Annotated in this window: 15 protein-coding genes; 10 read left to right on the top strand and 5 right to left on the bottom strand. The window is 64.3% G+C overall.

The genetic code is table 11. The features are described from left to right. Positions 1-112 precede the first annotated feature (112 nt). From HWE04_RS12865 to HWE04_RS12845, 5 genes are all read left to right on the top strand, one after another. A complete protein-coding gene (locus tag HWE04_RS12865) occupies positions 113-1483 on the top strand; it encodes a GntT/GntP/DsdX family permease (RefSeq protein WP_077237072.1) in 1371 nt (456 codons plus the stop codon). A gap of 77 nt (positions 1484-1560) precedes the next feature. Continuing rightward, complete coding sequence (gene moaE / locus HWE04_RS12860) at positions 1561-2016, top strand: molybdopterin synthase catalytic subunit MoaE (protein WP_234296446.1); 456 nt, start codon at positions 1561-1563, stop codon at positions 2014-2016. Positions 2017-2109: 93 nt separating this feature from the next. Continuing rightward, complete coding sequence (locus HWE04_RS12855) at positions 2110-3438, top strand: Nramp family divalent metal transporter (RefSeq protein WP_241812702.1); 1329 nt, start codon at positions 2110-2112, stop codon at positions 3436-3438. A 75-nt stretch (positions 3439-3513) separates the two neighbouring features. Continuing rightward, a complete protein-coding gene (locus tag HWE04_RS12850; protein ID WP_241812642.1) occupies positions 3514-3675 on the top strand; it encodes a hypothetical protein in 162 nt (53 codons plus the stop codon). Next, positions 3676-3963 (top strand): helix-turn-helix transcriptional regulator, encoded by a 288-nt coding sequence (locus HWE04_RS12845; protein ID WP_077237075.1) that lies wholly within the window; start codon positions 3676-3678, stop codon positions 3961-3963. Positions 3964-4017: 54 nt separating this feature from the next. Here HWE04_RS12845 and HWE04_RS12840 read toward each other — a convergent pair whose 3' ends face one another. The 4 genes from HWE04_RS12840 to HWE04_RS12825 form a co-directional block, all read right to left on the bottom strand. Next, complete coding sequence (locus HWE04_RS12840; protein WP_241812641.1) at positions 4018-4992, bottom strand: biotin/lipoyl-binding protein; 975 nt, start codon at positions 4990-4992, stop codon at positions 4018-4020. A gap of 78 nt (positions 4993-5070) precedes the next feature. Next, on the bottom strand, positions 5071-5271 hold the full coding sequence (locus HWE04_RS12835; RefSeq protein ID WP_077237077.1) for a DUF1656 domain-containing protein: 201 nt from the start codon (positions 5269-5271) through the stop codon (positions 5071-5073). Further along, positions 5261-7492, bottom strand: coding sequence for an FUSC family protein (locus HWE04_RS12830; protein WP_241812640.1), 2232 nt, complete (start codon positions 7490-7492; stop codon positions 5261-5263). The genes HWE04_RS12835 and HWE04_RS12830 overlap by 11 nt, the downstream gene beginning before the upstream one ends. Then, positions 7489-8970 carry an efflux transporter outer membrane subunit gene (locus HWE04_RS12825; RefSeq protein WP_241812639.1) on the bottom strand — a complete coding sequence of 494 codons (1482 nt, stop codon included), beginning with the start codon at positions 8968-8970 and terminating at the stop codon, positions 7489-7491. The genes HWE04_RS12830 and HWE04_RS12825 overlap by 4 nt, the downstream gene beginning before the upstream one ends. 188 nt (positions 8971-9158) lie before the next feature. Here HWE04_RS12825 and HWE04_RS12820 point away from each other — a divergent pair, with 188 nt between their 5' ends. The 3 genes from HWE04_RS12820 to clpB all read left to right on the top strand — a co-directional run bounded on the left by HWE04_RS12820 (position 9159) and on the right by clpB (position 13234). After that, positions 9159-10124: a LysR family transcriptional regulator gene (locus HWE04_RS12820; RefSeq protein WP_077237080.1), complete on the top strand. Its 966-nt coding sequence runs from the start codon at positions 9159-9161 to the stop codon at positions 10122-10124. 45 nt (positions 10125-10169) lie between these two features. Then, positions 10170-10544 carry a fluoride efflux transporter CrcB gene (gene crcB, locus HWE04_RS12815; RefSeq protein ID WP_180668689.1) on the top strand — a complete coding sequence of 125 codons (375 nt, stop codon included), beginning with the start codon at positions 10170-10172 and terminating at the stop codon, positions 10542-10544. Positions 10545-10648: 104 nt separating this feature from the next. After that, positions 10649-13234, top strand: a complete 2586-nt coding sequence (clpB, locus tag HWE04_RS12810) for an ATP-dependent chaperone ClpB (protein ID WP_241812638.1) — start codon at positions 10649-10651, stop codon at positions 13232-13234. A gap of 126 nt (positions 13235-13360) precedes the next feature. Here the strand turns inward: clpB and HWE04_RS12805 are convergent, their stop codons facing one another. Beyond that, complete coding sequence (locus HWE04_RS12805) at positions 13361-13702, bottom strand: hypothetical protein (RefSeq protein WP_241812637.1); 342 nt, start codon at positions 13700-13702, stop codon at positions 13361-13363. A gap of 14 nt (positions 13703-13716) precedes the next feature. On the opposite strand from HWE04_RS12805, the gene HWE04_RS12800 reads away from it, so the two are divergent. Then, the gene (locus HWE04_RS12800; protein ID WP_241812636.1) at positions 13717-15465 is read left to right on the top strand and encodes a diguanylate cyclase; all 1749 of its coding nucleotides are present in this window, start codon (positions 13717-13719) and stop codon (positions 15463-15465) included. A gap of 54 nt (positions 15466-15519) precedes the next feature. Further along, positions 15520-16011 (top strand): ribonuclease E activity regulator RraA, encoded by a 492-nt coding sequence (gene rraA / locus HWE04_RS12795; protein ID WP_241812635.1) that lies wholly within the window; start codon positions 15520-15522, stop codon positions 16009-16011. The last annotated feature ends 8 nt before the right edge of the window (positions 16012-16019 follow it).

The following is a 16019-nucleotide window of genomic DNA, read 5'->3' as shown; positions in this document are numbered from 1 at the left end:
ATCCGGATTCTTTAGGAGGAGACCAAGCCTGCGCCAAACAGGTTTGCGGAGGGGGTGCACAAAAGACATCGTCCATCGATGCGCATTCATCCACACCTAAGAAGGAACCATCTTGATTTCGACCCAACTGGCCGCCTGGGCGGCCCAGGACACGCAGTTGCTGCTGGTCACGCTGGCGGCATTGATCGCCATCGTGGTGCTGATCAGCTTCCTGTCCATCGCACCCTTCCTGTCCATCCTCATCGGCACCTTCATCGCCGGTATCGGCGCCGGCCTGCCGCTGGAAGACATCGCCAAGGCCTTCAGCAAGGGCGCCGGCAGCCTGTTGGGCGAGGCCGGCATCATCATCGCCCTGGGCGCCATGCTGGGCGCGCTCATGGCCGAGTCCGGCGCGGCCGACCGCATCGTCAATACCCTGCTGCGCTATGCGCGTGGCAGCATCATTCCCTGGATGATGGCGCTGGTGGCCCTGGTGGTCGGCCTGCCGCTGTTCTTCGAGGTCGGGCTGGTGATGATGGCGCCGATCATCTTCGTCATGGCACGCCGTTCGCAGTTGCCCATCATGCGCGTGGCCATTCCCGCGCTGGCCGGCATGACCACGCTGCATGCGCTCTTGCCGCCGCACCCCGGTCCCTTGATTGCCGTGTCGGCCCTGCATGCCGATCTCGGTACTACCATGCTGCTGGGCTTCATCGTCGCCATCCCGGCAGTCATCATTGCTGGCCCGCTGTATGGCAACTTCCTGGCACCGCGCCTGAACCTGGCCGAACCGGACCAGATCGGCAAGCTCTTCAGTGCCCGTGAAGGGCAGTCGCAGCCGGGCTTCGTCGCCTCGCTGGTGACCATCCTGCTGCCGGTGGCGTTGATGCTGGGCCGTACCGTGGCGCGCATCTGGGTCACGCCCAAGACCGAGCTGTTCGAGATGCTCAACTTCTTCGGCGAACCCATCATCGCCCTGACCGTCACGGTGCTCTTCGCCGTGGTGGTGCTGGGCTGGGGCCAGGGCAGCAGCCGCTTCGAGGTGGGTGCCACGCTGCGCCGCGCCTTGCCGCCCATCGCCGGCCTGCTGCTGACCATCGGCGCCGGCGGCGGCCTCAAGCAGACCCTGCTGGCCGCCGGCATCAGCGACACCATCACCAAGATCGCCACCGGCACCCACATGCCGCTGATCCTCCTGGCCTGGATCATCGCCGTGGCACTGCGCCAGGCCACCGGTTCGGCCACCGTCGCAACCACCGCCACCGCCGGTATCGTCGCGCCGCTGGTGGCGGGTCTGTCGGCGACCCACAATTCGCTGATGGCCCTGGCCATCGGTGCCGGCTCGGTGTTCTTCTGCCACGTCAATGACGCCGGCTTCTGGATGGTCAAGGAATACTTTGGCCTGAACCTCAAGCAGACCCTGGCGACCTGGTCGGTAATCCAGACCCTGGTCTCGGTGATCGGCCTGGGCATGACGCTGCTGCTGTGGGGGCTGATCGTCTGATCGTCTGATCCACGTGTGCTCGCGGGCAGGGCTGCGCTGGTAGAATCGCAGCCCTGCCTTTCACTTTCCGTCCAGCCATGCCTGTCCGCGTCCAGACCGCCGATTTCGATCTCTCCACCGAAGTGGCGCAACTGCGCCTGTCCAATCCCCGCGTAGGGGCGGTGGTGAGCTTCGTGGGCACGGTGCGCGATCTCAACGAGGGCGCGGCCGTCTCGGCCATGGAGCTGGAACACTATCCGGTCATGACCGAGCGCGCCCTGGAGCAGATCGTGGAACAGGCCAAGGCGCGCTGGCCCATCTTCGATGCGCTGGTGATCCATCGCATCGGGCCCATGCAGCCGCTGGAGCAGATCGTGCTGGTGGCGGTCACCTCGCCCCATCGCGGCGAAGCCTTCGCGGCCTGCGAATTCATCATGGATTACCTCAAGACCCAGGCGCCGTTCTGGAAGAAGGAACAGACGCCGGACGGTGCCCGCTGGGTCGATGCCCGCGAGAGCGACGACACGGCACTGAGCAAGTGGAAACAACAATAAGGCGTCCTGCCTCGGGAGCTTGATCCCGGCGCCGGCCGCCAAGGGCGATCACAGGGGGAAACCGTCTTGCCACTGAAGTTTCAAATTCCACGCATGCCGCGCATTCCCGGTCTGCCGACCACGGCCACCGCGCCATTCTGCCCGTCCGAAGTCGCGGGCTCGGTCGCTGTGCCGGCCGGTGCCTCGGTCTGGCAAAAGCTGCGCATCTACGTCGGCCCCGGCCTGCTGGTGTCGATCGGCTACATGGACCCGGGCAACTGGGCCACGTCCATCCAGGCCGGTTCGCAGTTCGGCTACCAGCTGCTGTTCGTGGTGATGCTCTCCAGCCTGGCCGCCATCGTGCTGCAATGCCTGTGCGCGCGCCTGGGCATCGCCACCGGCAAGGATCTGGCGGTGCATTCACGCGAACATTACCCGCCCGCCGTGGGCAAGGGCATGTGGGTGCTGGCCGAACTCTCCATCATCGCCTGCGACCTGGCCGAAGTGCTGGGCTGCGCACTGGCCTTCAACCTGCTGCTGGGCGTATCGCTGCCGGTGGGCGTGCTGCTGACCGCGCTCGATACCCTGATTGTGCTGGGACTGAAGGGCAGGGGCTTCCGCCAGGTGGAGGCCATCATCCTCGGACTGGTCATCACGATCGCCGCCTGCCTGCTGGCACAACTGGCCTTCGTCAAGGCCGACTGGCATGAGGTGATGCAAGGCTTCGTTCCCTCGCTGCAGGCCATCTCCAGCCGCGAGCCGCTGTATCTGGCCATCGGCATCATCGGCGCCACCGTGATGCCGCACAATCTCTACCTGCATTCTTCCATCGTGCAGACCCGCAGCGTGCGGCGCGATCCGGCCTCCCTGCTGGAGGCGGTGCGCTACACCCGGGTCGATACCACGATTTCGCTGCTGATCGCCATGGTCATCAACGCCACCATCCTGATCCTGGCCGCCACCGCCTTCCACAAGAGCGGCAATACCCAGGTCGCCGAGCTGGATGAGGCCTACCATCTGCTGGACCCCATCACCGGCTCGGCCATGGCGGCCATCCTGTTCGGCGTGGGCCTGTTCGCGTCCGGCCAGAGCTCGACCTTCACCGGCACCATCGCCGGCCAGGTCATCATGGAAGGCTTCCTGAAGCTGAAGATTCCCTGCTGGCAGCGCCGCGTCATCACCCGCGCCCTGGCGCTGGTGCCGGCGCTGATCGGCGTGCTTACCCTGGGGCCGCATTCGGTGGGCAAGCTGCTGGTGGCCAGCCAGGTGGTGCTGTCGCTGCAATTGCCCTTTGCCATGTATCCGCTGATCCGCCTGACCAGCCGAGCCGACCTGATGGGCGAGCTGGTCAACCGCTGGTGGGTCAGTGCCACGGCGTGGCTGCTGTTCGTGGCGATCTCGGCGGCCAACGTTTGGTTGGTGTGGCAGGTGTTTGTCGCTTGAATAAATTCTAATTACACATTTAACTATCATATTTAGCCTGATTTTAATCGGTATTAATGATGGTTTAATGTGTATATGAAGACTTCCCGCACTCTGCAATTGCATATGGATGGCGCTTGGCGCGACCCGCCTGCCTTGTCCCTCACCGGCCCGATCGAGCAGGACATCGCAGCGCCATTCCTCGACCCGTTGGCCGTCACGCTGGCCCAGGTCCGTACCCAGCTGGAGGCGCTTTGAATGGACAAGCGCTTCAAGCCTCTCACTGCCATCGAGCAATTGGAAGAACGGCGTGCGCTGTTCGATGAACTGGCCGCCGATCCGACCCTGCCCATTCCCGCCGTGATCCGCAAGATCCGCACCACCCTGCGCCTGACCATTGCCGAATACGCCAAGCTGTGCGGCGTATCTGCCCGCACCTTGCAGGATATCGAACGCGGTGAGTCCAGCCCCACGCTGGCCACCGCCGACAAGCTGCTCAAGCCGGTCGGCATGAGCGTGGGTGCGGTGGCGCGCAAGCGCACATGAAAAAGGCGGCCCTGATGCTGCATCAGGGCCGCCTTTCCACTACCTCAGCCTGGTTCAGTTGCGCACTGCCGGCTGCGACTTGCCGCTCCCCGGCTCCAAGACCACCGTGCAGGTCAGCCCCGAGGCCAGCAGGACATGTTCCGGCACCTTGTCGAGCTGGATGCGCACCGGGATGCGCTGGGCCAGCCGCACCCAATTGAAGGTCGGGTTCACATCGGCGGTCAGTTCGCGGCTTTGCGGATTGTCACGGTCATAGATACCGCGGGCGATGCTGTCGACGTGGCCCTCCAGGGTGGCGCCGTTGATCAGCTGGATCTTGGCGCGGTCACCGATGGACAGCAGCGGCAGCTTGGTTTCCTCGAAATAGGCATAGACCCAGAAGGAGTGGCTGTCGATCAGCGCGATCTTGGCCGCGCCGGCAGCCGCATAGTCGCCGCGACGCACGGCCAGGTTGGTCACATAGCCATCCACCGGGGAGAACACCTTGGTGCGCTCCAGGTTCAGCCTGGCCGTATCGCGCTGCGACAGGGCCGCCTGGTATTGCGCCTGGGCGCCTTGCAGCTGGGCCTGGGCGGCTTCCAACTGGGCTTGCGAGGCGGTAACCTGGCTGCCGGCATCTTCGCGGGCTTCCCGCGACACCACCAGCGCATCCACGTCGGCCCGGCGGCGGGCCTGGGCACGGCGCATGGCCAGGTCGGCGCGGCGTGCCTCGACCTCGGCACGGCGCACATCCAGATCTGCCTTGCGCGCGGTGACGGCGGCCTCGGCCTGTTGCAGCGCCAGCGTGTAGCGGGCCGGGTCGATTTCCATCAGCAGGTCGCCCTTCTTGACCAGCTGGTTGTCACGTACCGGCAGCGCCACTACCTGGCCGGAGACGTCCGGCGCGACGTTGACCACTTCGGCGCGCACCCGGCCGTCGCGGGTCCAGGGGGAATGCATGTAGTGCTGCCACAGGCTCCAGGCGAGCAGGATGGCCAAGAGGAAAATGGCCGAGGTGATGAGGACGCGGAAAATCGATTTGACCGACATGGTGAACTACTCCTGATTGTTTCTTTATCTTTTCTGAAGTGATGGGTTTGGCGCAGAAGGCGGTAAGGCCGATGTCCGCTAGCGATACACGAACAGCCCCAGCAAGGCCGCCAGGCAGACGAACAGGCTCACGCGGAACAGCGCCGGGTGCCAGGTCAGTTCGTAGAAGCCCAGCCGCACCAGGACGCGGTCCGCGGCCATGGCCAGGACGGCGGCCAGCACGGCCAGCAGCAGTACCGTTGGAATGTAGGCGTCGAAGAAGGAAATCTCACGTGGCATGGCGCTCTCCGGAAGCGGGGTTGGCACCGGCGCGCATGGTATGCAGCGGCGATTGCTGATCGAGCAGGGCGGTGCGGATGAAGTGAAGGTAACTCAGGGTGCGTTGCAGGCGATGACGTTCGCTGCGTTCGCGGTAATGCGGACCGATGGCGGTCTGGACTTCGACGATGGTGGCGTCATTGGCGTCCAGCGCCGTCTGCAGGGTCGCCGCCGACGGCCGGGCGAACAGGGCCGGGATGGCTTCACGCAGGCGGTTCAGTGCGACATAGGCGGACGGCGGCAGCAGGTTCGGGGTTTCGGTGCGGATGCCGTGCAGTTCGGTACGCAGTTCGATGATGGCGTGGCCCACTTCCAGGGTGGCAAACATCCAGCCCAGCGCCTTCTGACGCAGGAGCGGGCGACTGCTGGTGAGGATCGTGATCTGGTGCATCAGGTCGCGGGTGCCGCTTTCGAACTTCAGCGCCAGACGGCCCAGCTTGCCGAAACAGGCGTCCACCACCTGCTTGCGCAATTGCTTTTCCAGCACGCGCACGGTCCAGTCGGTGGTCGGCGGCAGCAGCAGCATGAAGGCCACGGCCGTCACCAGCAAGGACACCACCAGCGCCACCGATTCGTTCAGGTAGCCAGCCGCATTGAAGTGGGCGAAGTTGTCCGGTACCGCCAGGAAGGGAAAGAAGATGCAGATCCCCAGGCCGTAACCGGCCCATTTGGGTTTGGTGGTCAGCCAGACGGCCAGCATCAGCACCGGCATGAGCGCGCTGGCCAGCATCCAGTAGCCATCCAGGCGCGGCAGGATGTGGAAGGTGTAGACATAGCCGGCCACGGCGGCGAAGAGCACGCCGATGGCGACCGTGCGCGTGGCCTTGGCCGGGTCGGGTGCGGCCGAGGTGATGGCGCAGAAAGCCGCCGCGTTGAGCACGGCCACGTCGCCGCTGGGCCAGCCACTGGCAATCCAGAACCCGGCCAGGCACAGCATCACGATGGCGGCGCGGGCACCGGCGATCAACGCCGTGGTCATGCTGGTCTTGGGGGCGTAGGAGTGCTCCCATTGTTCGCGCTCGTGGTGGCGCTGGTTCAGCGAGGCATAGGTCAGGGTGTAGGCATGCAGTTCTTCGACCACGCGGTACAGAAGTTCAGATGCCGTATCGAAATCCAGCATGGCGCTGTCGCTGTCGCACTGTTCGGCCAGCGTGCCACGGGTGGCGCGCACGCGGCGCGGCAGCTCGCGCTTGAAGGCATCCAGCTTGAGGGCGGCGTCGGCGGCATCCACTGCACTCATCACCGGTTCGCCGCTGGCGCGGGTCAGCAAGGGCTGCACCTCGCGGAAATACGGCGAGATGGCGGCGATGACCACTTGCGCGCCGGGCGCGGGATTGGCGTGCAGCCGGTTCATCAGCTGGTGCAGCGCGTGGACGCGGGTGGACAGCGCCATGAATTCACTGTTCATGCGGCTCAGGCGGCCGCTGCGCAGGCGCACTTCCGGGTCTTCGAAGATGGCCGAGCTGCGCATGGCTTCCAGGCCGATGATGTCGCCCACGAAGCGGGCATTGGTGGCTTCCAGTTGCTTGCGGTCGTTGCTGCCGCCCAGGGTAGCGCTGATCAGGTCAACGAAGGCGGTAAAGCGGCCGCGGATGATGCGCACCAGGCCCGGTGCGCTGGCCTGCGGAAACACCAGCGCGCTGACCAGGCCCACGCAGACGATGCCGACCATGATCTCGGAGACCCGTGTCATCACCGAGTCGAAGGTAATGGCCGGATGCAGCGCGGCCGGCAGACCGATCAGCGCCACCGTATAGCCGGACAGCACGAAGCCATACGAGCGGAAGTTGCGATTGTGCGCCGAGCCCACCGTGCACAGCCCGATCCACAGGGCCGAGGCCAGCAGGAACAGTTCCGGCGTCTGCGCGAACAGGCCGACGAAGACCACGATGGCCGCCGAGCCGACCAGGGTACCGATGACCCGGTAGAAGCTCTTGGCCAGGATCATCCCGCTTTGCGGCTGCATGACGATGAAGACCGTGATCAGCGCCGAGCGCGGCGACTCCAGATCCAGGCCGTAGCCGATGCCCAGCGCCAGCAGGCCAGCGAAGACCATCTTGAACACATAGACCCAGGTCGGCGCATCACTGCGCCACCAGTCGCGGGCAGCCTCGTGCAGCTGCGCCTTGAGCGACAGGGCAGGTGTGGTGGGCGTGGGTGTGGGTGTGGCGGGGGTGCTCATTGCGCGGCCACCTGCTCATCAGGCTCAGTGCCATTGTCCATGCCACCGCCCAGGGCGGTCTGCAATGCGGCATAGGCCGCCAGGCGCTGGGCCTGCAATTGCTGCACGATCTGCTGCTGGCGCAGCCATTGGGTCTGGGCGTGCAGGATGTTGAGGTAATCGGTCAGGCCGCGCTGGTAGGCACGGGTGGCGATATCCACGTTCTTTTGCGCGGCTTGCACCGATTGCTGTGCCTGCTCCTGCTGGCGGGCCACCGATTGCAACGTCACCACCTGGTCGGAAATGCCCTTCAGCGCTTGCGAGAGCAGGGCGTTGTAGTGCTCCACCTCGATGTCGTAGCCGGCGCTGGCCGCACCCAGTTGGCCACGCAGGCGGCCACCCTCGAAGATGGGCAGGGAGATGGCCGGGCCGTAGGTGGTCTGGATGTTGGGCGCAGACAGGAAGGAGAACAGCCCGCCACCGGCGGCCGCCGGGCCGATGCCGGCCAGCAGGTTGATGTTGGGGTAGAAGGCGGCCTTGGCCACGGCGATGCCCTTGCCGGCGGCCTCCACGCGCCAGCGGGCGGCGCTGATGTCGGGACGGCGGCCCACCAGGTCGGCCGGCAGTGCGCTGGGCAGGCCGATGGCGGCCTGCAGCTGCAGGGTGGGGCGGGTGATGCCGTCGGCGGCGCCGGGGCCGGCGCCCAGCAGGGCGGCCAGCTGGTTGCGGATCAGGGCGATGCTCTCTTGCAGGGCTTCGATCTGGCGCCGGGTTTCCGGCAGCGGGGCTTCGGCCTGGGTGATCTCAAGCTGGGTGCCGAGGCCACCCTTGAAACGACGATGGGCCAGGTCGAGGATCTTCTGTTCTTCCTTCAGCATGGCTTCGGTGTTGTCCAGCAGGCCGTATTGCAGGGCCAACTGCACATAGGTACGCACCACATTGCCTTCCAGATCGAGCTGGGCGGCGCGGGCGTCGGCCGCCACGGCATGCATCTCGTCCTCGGCACGCAGGGTGGCGTTCTTGTTGCGATCCCAGAGGTCGACGTTGTAGGACAGGCCCAGGGTGGCGGTGTTGTTCCAGGTCAGCTTGTCGCGGAAGGAGGCACCGTAGTAGACGTTATCGGACCAGTCCTTGCGGCCGACCGCCACATCCAGCTGGGCGCTGGGCAGCTCGCCGGCATGGGTGGCCACGGCCAGCGAGCGCGCCTGGCGCACGCGGGCGGCGGCCACCGCCATGCTGGGGTTGCCGGCCACGGCGCGGCTGACCAGTTGGTCCAGCTGCGTATCGCCATAGACCTGCCACCAGGCGCGTTGCGGCCAGCCGGCCTCGCTGCCAGCCTGGCGGATGGCCTGGCCGGCGTCCAGCGCGGCGACGTCGCGCACGTGTGCTTGCGGCTGGATGCCGCCCTGATCGGCGCAACCGGCCAGGGCCGCTGCGATTGTCAGCGCCAGCGCAACGACCTTCAGGTCTGGCAGCTTGGGGATGGCGATATGTGTCATGGGATTGCCCGAAATTATGCAAATATCAGAAGTTATGTATTCTATTTTGTAATTATTTCCAAAAAAATCCGCTATTCAGCAATTCTTTATCTCGTATTTGGCAATAATGATTGCTCCGTTTTGGGTAACAATGCTGTCATCCGGTGTTGCGCCTGCTGGCGCCTCACCTGCTTATCGATAGGAACAAGATGGATACCCTGCAAAACATGCGCGTCTTCGCGCGCGTGGTCGAGGCCGGCAGCTTTACGCAGGCGGCCCATCAGATGGCCCTGACCACCGCCCATGTCTCCCGCGCCGTGGCCGATCTGGAGCGCCATCTGCGCACCCGCCTGTTGAACCGCACCACGCGCCGCATTGCCCTGACCGAGGCGGGCGAGCGCTACCTGCTGCGTTGTCAGCAGATCATGGCATACGTTGACGAAGCTGAGGCAGAAGCCGGCGCGGCCTATGTCCGCCCCTCGGGCCGGCTGCGCATCCACGCCATGACCAGTTTCGGCCAACGCTATGTGATTCCCTCCATCTCCGGTTACCAGAAGCGCTATCCGGACGTGGCGGTGGAACTCACGCTGGCCCAACGTATTCCGGACATGCTGGAAGAGGGTTATGACGTCTCCCTGGTGCTGGCGCGGGAGTTGCCAGATTCCGGTCTGATCTACCGACAGCTGGGGACCACCTTCAGCATGCTGTGTGCCTCGCCGGCCTACATCGACAAGTACGGCGCGCCCCAGCAGCCGGCGGACCTGCTCAATCACGTCTGCCTGCAACTGGTGAGCCCGATCTCGCCGCTGGACGAATGGGTCCTGGAAGGACCGGACGGCGGCGCCGTCATTGCGATCAAGAGCAATTTCCAGGTCAATGTGGCCGAAGCCATGCTTACCGCGATTCGCGAAGGCATGGGCATCGGCGTGCTGCCCATCTATTCGGCCGTGGATGCCTTGCGTACCGGCAGCATCGTGCGCGTGCTGCCGCAGCATCGCTTGCAGAACATGGGCGTGTATGCGTTGTATCCTTCGCGCCAGTACCTGGATGCCAAGATCAGCACCTGGGTAGACTGGATGCATGTGACCGTGGACAAGACCCTGGAAGAAGACCATCAGGCGCTGGAGCGCCTGGGCAGCCTGCGGGAAGAAATGCAGGGGCTGGGGACGCGCTGACACCGGAAACGACAAGGCCCGATGGGGCAGGCAAGGGGAACGATGATGGGATGGCTGGCAGTGGGAATCGGAGCGACGCTGGGCGCCTGGCTGCGCTGGCGCATCTCGGTGGTGTGGAATATCTCCGGCCACTTCGTGCCGCTGGGCACGCTGGCGGCCAACTGGATCGGTGCCTACGTGATCGGTTTCCTGGTGGCCTATTTCGAGCAGCATCCCGGCTTGTCGCCCGAATGGCGCCTGTTCGCGGTGACCGGCTTCCTGGGCGGCCTGACCACCTTTTCCACGTTTTCCGCCGAGGCCATGATCCTCCTGCAGCGGGGCGATTACCTGTGGGCCATCGGCCATTCCGGGCTGCACCTGCTGGGCTCCATCGTGCTGTGTGTTGCCGGGTTTGCAAGCTATCGTGCATTGGCGGGCTGACGATTATCAGCGAACTGATGCAGATCAAAACAGGCGGCATGATCATTGCTTGAAAATCAAAGCGCAGGCCCAACTTTCATCTCATTGAAAAATTGGAGCGAACCATGCGTCTCGACAAACTCACCACAAAATTGCAGGAAGCGCTGGCCGATGCGCAATCCCAGGCAGTCGGCCACGACAATCAATACATCGAACCCGTTCACCTGATCCTGGCCTTGCTGAGCCAGGATGACGGCGGCGCACGCTCGCTGCTGCAGCGTGCCGGGGTCAACGTGAACGGCCTGAATACCGCCTTGCAGGCTGCCGTCAAGCGCCTGCCGCAAGTCTCCGGCAACGGCGGCGAAGTGCAGGTCGGGCGCGAACTGGTGGCCCTGCTGAACCTGGCCGACAAGGAAGCGCAAAAGCACGGCGACCAGTTCGTCGCCAGCGAAATGGTGCTGCTGGGCCTGGCCGACGACAAGTCCGATGCCGGCCGTGCCGCCCGTGAAAACGGCCTCACCCGCAAGTCGCTGGAAGCGGCCATCCAGGCCGTGCGCGGCGGCGCTTCGGTGTCCTCGCAGCAGGACGAAGGCCAGCGTGAAGCCCTCAAGAAATACACCCTGGACCTGACCGAGCGCGCCCGTGCCGGCAAGCTTGATCCGGTGATTGGCCGCGACGACGAAATCCGCCGCGCCATCCAGGTGCTGCAACGGCGCAGCAAGAACAACCCCGTGCTCATCGGCGAACCGGGCGTGGGCAAGACCGCCATCGTCGAAGGCCTGGCCCAGCGCATCGTCAACGGCGAAGTGCCGGACAGCCTGAAGTCCAAGCGCGTACTGTCGCTGGATATGGCGGCTCTCTTGGCCGGTGCCAAGTATCGCGGTGAATTCGAGGAGCGCCTGAAGGCGGTCTTGAAGGAAATCGCCCAGGATGAAGGCCAGACCATCGTCTTCATCGATGAGCTGCACACCATGGTGGGCGCCGGCAAGGCCGAGGGCGCCATGGATGCCGGCAACATGTTGAAGCCGGCCCTGGCACGTGGCGAGCTGCATTGCGTGGGTGCCACCACGCTGGATGAGTACCGCCAGTACATCGAGAAGGACGCCGCTTTGGAGCGCCGCTTCCAGAAGATCCTGGTGGATGAGCCCAGCGTGGAAGCCACCATCGCCATCCTGCGCGGGTTGCAGGAAAAGTACGAGGTGCACCATGGCGTCGATATCACCGACCCGGCCATCGTGGCTGCGGCCGAGCTGTCGCACCGCTATATCACCGACCGCTTCCTGCCGGACAAGGCCATCGACCTGATCGACGAGGCCGCCTCCAAGATCAAGATCGAGATCGATTCCAAGCCGGAAGTGATGGACAAGCTCGACCGTCGCCTGATCCAGCTGAAGATCGAGCGCGAAGCCGTCAAGCGCGAAAAGGACGAGGCTTCGCAGAAGCGCCTGCAGCTGATCGAGGACGAAATCGAAAAGCTGGAGCGCGAGTACGCCGACCTGGAAGAAATCTGGAAGGCCGAGAAGTCGACCGCCCAGGGTGGTCAGCAGTTGAAGGAAGAAATCGAGAAGGTGCGCCTGCAGATGGAAGAGGCCACCCGCAAGAGCGACTGGCAGAAGGTCTCGGAGCTGAAGTACGGCAAGCTGGCCGAGCTGGAAGCTGCGCTGGAGGTGCAGAACAAGAAGGACGCGGCCGGTGCCACCACCGAGAAGCCCAAGCTGGTGCGCACCCAGGTGGGTGCCGAGGAAATTGCCGAGATCGTGGCCCGCGCCACCGGTATCCCGGTGTCGCGCATGATGCAGGGCGAACGCGAAAAACTGCTGCACATGGAAGACGTGCTGCATGAACGCGTGGTGGGCCAGGAAGAAGCCATCGTGGCCGTTTCCGACGCCATCCGCCGCTCGCGTGCCGGCCTGGGCGACCCCAGCAAGCCTTACGGTTCCTTCATGTTCCTGGGCCCCACCGGCGTGGGCAAGACCGAGCTGTGCAAGGCGCTGGCGTCCTACCTGTTCGATACCGAGGAGGCGATGATCCGCATCGACATGAGCGAGTTCATGGAGAAGCATTCCGTGGCCCGTCTGATCGGCGCGCCGCCGGGTTATGTCGGCTATGAAGAAGGCGGCTACCTGACCGAAGCGGTGCGGCGCAAGCCCTACAGCGTGATCCTGCTCGACGAAATCGAGAAGGCGCACCCGGATGTCTTCAACGTGCTGCTGCAGGTGCTGGACGACGGTCGCATGACCGATGGCCAGGGCCGTACCGTGGACTTCAAGAACACCGTGATCGTGATGACCTCCAACCTGGGTTCGCACCGTATCCAGAGCATGGAAGACAGCGATCCGGCGCTGGTGAAGCTGGCCGTGATGGCCGAGGTGCGTACGCACTTCCGTCCGGAGTTCATCAACCGGGTGGATGAGATCGTGGTCTTCCACGCCCTGGACGCCAAGAACATCGGCGCCATCGCCAAGATCCAGTTGCGCATCCTGGAGCAGCGCCTGGCCAAGCTGGAAATCGGCCTGCAGATCAGCGAAGCCGGCCTGCAGAAGATCGCCGAAGCCGGGTTCGATCCGGTCTATGGTGCACGGCCGCTCAAGCGTGCCATCCAGCAGGAGATCGAGAATCCGCTGTCCAAGGAAATCCTGGCCGGCAGGTTCGGTCCCAAGGATGTGGTGCATGTGGATGTGGAGAACGGCCAACTGGCGTTCAGCAAGTAACTGCCCGGGAGCAAGGGCGGCAGGGAGGCCGGCGGTAGGGCGCCGATCTGCCGTCGTGTTGACCGGTGCAGGAAGGGCAGGAAGTCTAGTAGCGGCGGGAACATGTCTTCATGTCCCGCCGCTTTTTTATGCATCCGGGCGGGCCATTTGATTCACTTCATCGGCACGCTCCTGCACATCCGTTCCTGAAAGTTGTAATACATTTAATTTAGTTGGTGCTTTTGCTACACTCCACGTCCAGCGCGCTTCCTGGGCGGATCGGCCACTGCTTTTTCTTTCGCCGCATTGCAAAAAACGCTCACCAAGAGAGCGCAAAATGTGATATTTACCTTCATCAAGGGGAGTGCGCCACACGACAAAAACAGGTGCGCCATCGATCGAGGCCACGGCCTCATCTGCAATCGCCGGGAAGGGTTTTGCTTGCCCGGCAGCAAGGAATTCATGGTCATATCGGGAACACGCGGTCAAGGCAGCAAGAGCACATGGGGGCGATTCTGAAGCAATCGTCTCTGCAGCGGCTATTCATCCTGCCGTTCATTTTCCTCATGGTCTGCCTGGTGCTGACCATCGGCTGGTTCCTGTATCGCGCCGGCGACGATGCCACCGAGGTGCTGGCACGCAATGCCTTGACCGAAGTGATGGGTCGGGTCTCCCAGGGCATCGACCGCCAGACCATGGGCGCGCGCGAAAGCCTGAACGTGGTGGCACCCGCGCCGGTGCCGCCGGCGGAGGCGGGCCAGCAGGCGGCGACGCTGCCCTTTCCCAAGACCCGCAAAGAGCTCGAAGAGCGGCTCTGGCTGGCCAATTCGCTGTTCGACGAACCCAGCTACGTCTATTTCGGTGGTGTTGACGGCAGCTTCCTGGGCATCAAGCAGGAGCAGATCAACGTCTTCATGTACAGCGTGCGCGAGCCGGGCGAGAAGAACTACGTCTATTACCTGCGCGGTCCGGGCACCGAGATGAAGCTCACCGCCGTGCAGGACTACGAACCGCGCAAGCGGCCCTGGTATGTGCAGGCGGTCCAGCAGGGGCGCGAGACCTGGTCGCCGGTGTACGCCGATTACCGCCAGCCCAATGTGGTGGGCATCAACCTGTCCAAGCCCATCTTCGATACCGACGGCACGCTGCTGGGCGTGGCCAACAGCAGCATCGGCCTGCAGCAGCTCTCCACCCTGTTGCGCCAGCTTCCCCTGAGCCCGCATGGCGCGGCCTTCGTGACCGAGCTCAAGGGCGACATGGTGGCCACTTCGCTGGATGAGTCGATCTACCAGTCCAACGACCAGGGGTCGGACCTGTTGCGTCTGAATGCCGGACACAGCAAGTCGCCGCTGGTGCAGCAGGCCTTCGAGGAAGTGCAGCGCTACCTGAGCATCCACAACCCCGCGCCGGGCCGGCTGGTACTGCTGGGCTCGCGCAGCGAGGGCAGCAAGATCGAAGTGGCCTTCCGCCTGCACCATGACCAGGCCGGGCTGGACTGGCTGGCCATCAGCGCTGCGCCGCGCTCGGACTTCCTGGGTTCGGTCACCAGCGGCGTCTACCAGACCCTGCTGCTGGGTCTGCTGGCGGTGTGCCTGACCTTCGTGATCGGTTTCCTGCTGCTGCGCTGGGTGCTGCGCGACATCCGCAAGCTCACGCTGGCGGCCAAGAGCATCGGCAATGGCAGCCCGTTCCCCGCGCTCAACATCGATCGCAACGACGAGATCGGCCAACTGGCGCTGAGTTTCGTGGAAATGGAGCGCAACCTGCGCACTGACCGCCTCACCAATGTGTTGAACCGTGATTCCCTGATCGCGCAGATCGACTTCCGTCGCCGCAACAGCTCCGAAGCCAATCCGCTGCATTTCGCCTTGCTCTTCATCGACCTGGACCGCTTCAAGGCCGTCAACGACGAGTATGGCCACGACGAAGGCGACAAGGTCTTGATCGCCATTGCCGAACGACTGCAGCACAGCTTGCGGCATGATGATTCGGTGGCGCGTTTCGGCGGCGACGAATTCGTGGTCTACCTGCATGGCGTGACCGACATCGAAGTGGCCCGCAGCATCGCCGACAAGATCCGCCACGCCGTCAACAAGCCCATCGAGGGGCGTGATGGCCAGCAGTACACCGTGGATGCGTCGGTGGGCGTATCGCTCTATCCGGTTGATGGCCTGGATGTGGAGACCTTGCTGCGGGTGGCCGATTCTCGTATGTTCGATCAGAAGCGCCTGCACCGCATCCTGTCGGTATAGGCCCGTCCCCGAGGCCATTCCGGCCCCGCCCATTCAGACCATGAGGAGACCTTGATGTCCTTTGCCACCTGCGACCTGTGCGATGCCAATGAAGACAAGCTGGCCAGCGGCACCCTGCAAGTACTGCCTCCCATCTTTGCCTCCTTCGGGCGCAGGCAGGCCTTCAGCGGTCCGGCCAGGACCCTGAAGGTGTTCGAGGACAACGTGCTGGTCCGCGCCACGCTGGAGACGCCGGGCAATGGCCAGGTGCTGGTGGTCGACGGCGGTGGCAGCCTGCGCTGCGCACTGGTGGGTGGCAACCTGGCGCAACTGGCGCAGGACAATGGCTGGGCTGGCATCCTGGTCAATGGTTGTGTGCGCGACGCGGCTGAACTCAATGCCTGCGACGTCGGCATCCGCGCCCTGGCCACCCACCCCCAACGCAGCTTCCGCAAGGGAGCAGGGGATGCCGACATCAAGGTCGGCATCGCCGGCGTAGCGGTCTATCCGGGCGACTGGATCTATGCCGATGCGGACGGCGTGCTGGTGGCGCGCACGGCGCTCTGAACGGGCTC

It is taken from the genome of Herbaspirillum sp. C7C2 (genome assembly GCF_022627865.1).
GTDB classification, from domain to species: domain Bacteria; phylum Pseudomonadota; class Gammaproteobacteria; order Burkholderiales; family Burkholderiaceae_D; genus Herbaspirillum; species Herbaspirillum frisingense.
This window is presented reverse-complemented; position numbering and strand designations above follow the sequence as displayed.

What these genes read in the sequence shown, in the direction of transcription:
- HWE04_RS12855 (WP_241812702.1), top strand. Translation starts at nt 2,110, where the DNA reads ATGCCGCGCATTCCCGGTCTGCCGACCACGGCCACCGCGCCATTCTGC.
- HWE04_RS12800 (WP_241812636.1), top strand. Translation starts at nt 13,717, where the DNA reads ATGGGGGCGATTCTGAAGCAATCGTCTCTGCAGCGGCTATTCATCCTG.
- HWE04_RS12840 (WP_241812641.1), bottom strand. Translation starts at nt 4,992, where the DNA reads ATGTCGGTCAAATCGATTTTCCGCGTCCTCATCACCTCGGCCATTTTC.
- HWE04_RS12820 (WP_077237080.1), top strand. Translation starts at nt 9,159, where the DNA reads ATGGATACCCTGCAAAACATGCGCGTCTTCGCGCGCGTGGTCGAGGCC.
- clpB (WP_241812638.1), top strand. Translation starts at nt 10,649, where the DNA reads ATGCGTCTCGACAAACTCACCACAAAATTGCAGGAAGCGCTGGCCGAT.
- HWE04_RS12830 (WP_241812640.1), bottom strand. Translation starts at nt 7,492, where the DNA reads ATGAGCACCCCCGCCACACCCACACCCACGCCCACCACACCTGCCCTG.
- HWE04_RS12825 (WP_241812639.1), bottom strand. Translation starts at nt 8,970, where the DNA reads ATGACACATATCGCCATCCCCAAGCTGCCAGACCTGAAGGTCGTTGCG.
- HWE04_RS12845 (WP_077237075.1), top strand. Translation starts at nt 3,676, where the DNA reads ATGGACAAGCGCTTCAAGCCTCTCACTGCCATCGAGCAATTGGAAGAA.
- crcB (WP_180668689.1), top strand. Translation starts at nt 10,170, where the DNA reads ATGGGATGGCTGGCAGTGGGAATCGGAGCGACGCTGGGCGCCTGGCTG.
- moaE (WP_234296446.1), top strand. Translation starts at nt 1,561, where the DNA reads ATGCCTGTCCGCGTCCAGACCGCCGATTTCGATCTCTCCACCGAAGTG.
- HWE04_RS12850 (WP_241812642.1), top strand. Translation starts at nt 3,514, where the DNA reads ATGAAGACTTCCCGCACTCTGCAATTGCATATGGATGGCGCTTGGCGC.
- rraA (WP_241812635.1), top strand. Translation starts at nt 15,520, where the DNA reads ATGTCCTTTGCCACCTGCGACCTGTGCGATGCCAATGAAGACAAGCTG.
- HWE04_RS12835 (WP_077237077.1), bottom strand. Translation starts at nt 5,271, where the DNA reads ATGCCACGTGAGATTTCCTTCTTCGACGCCTACATTCCAACGGTACTG.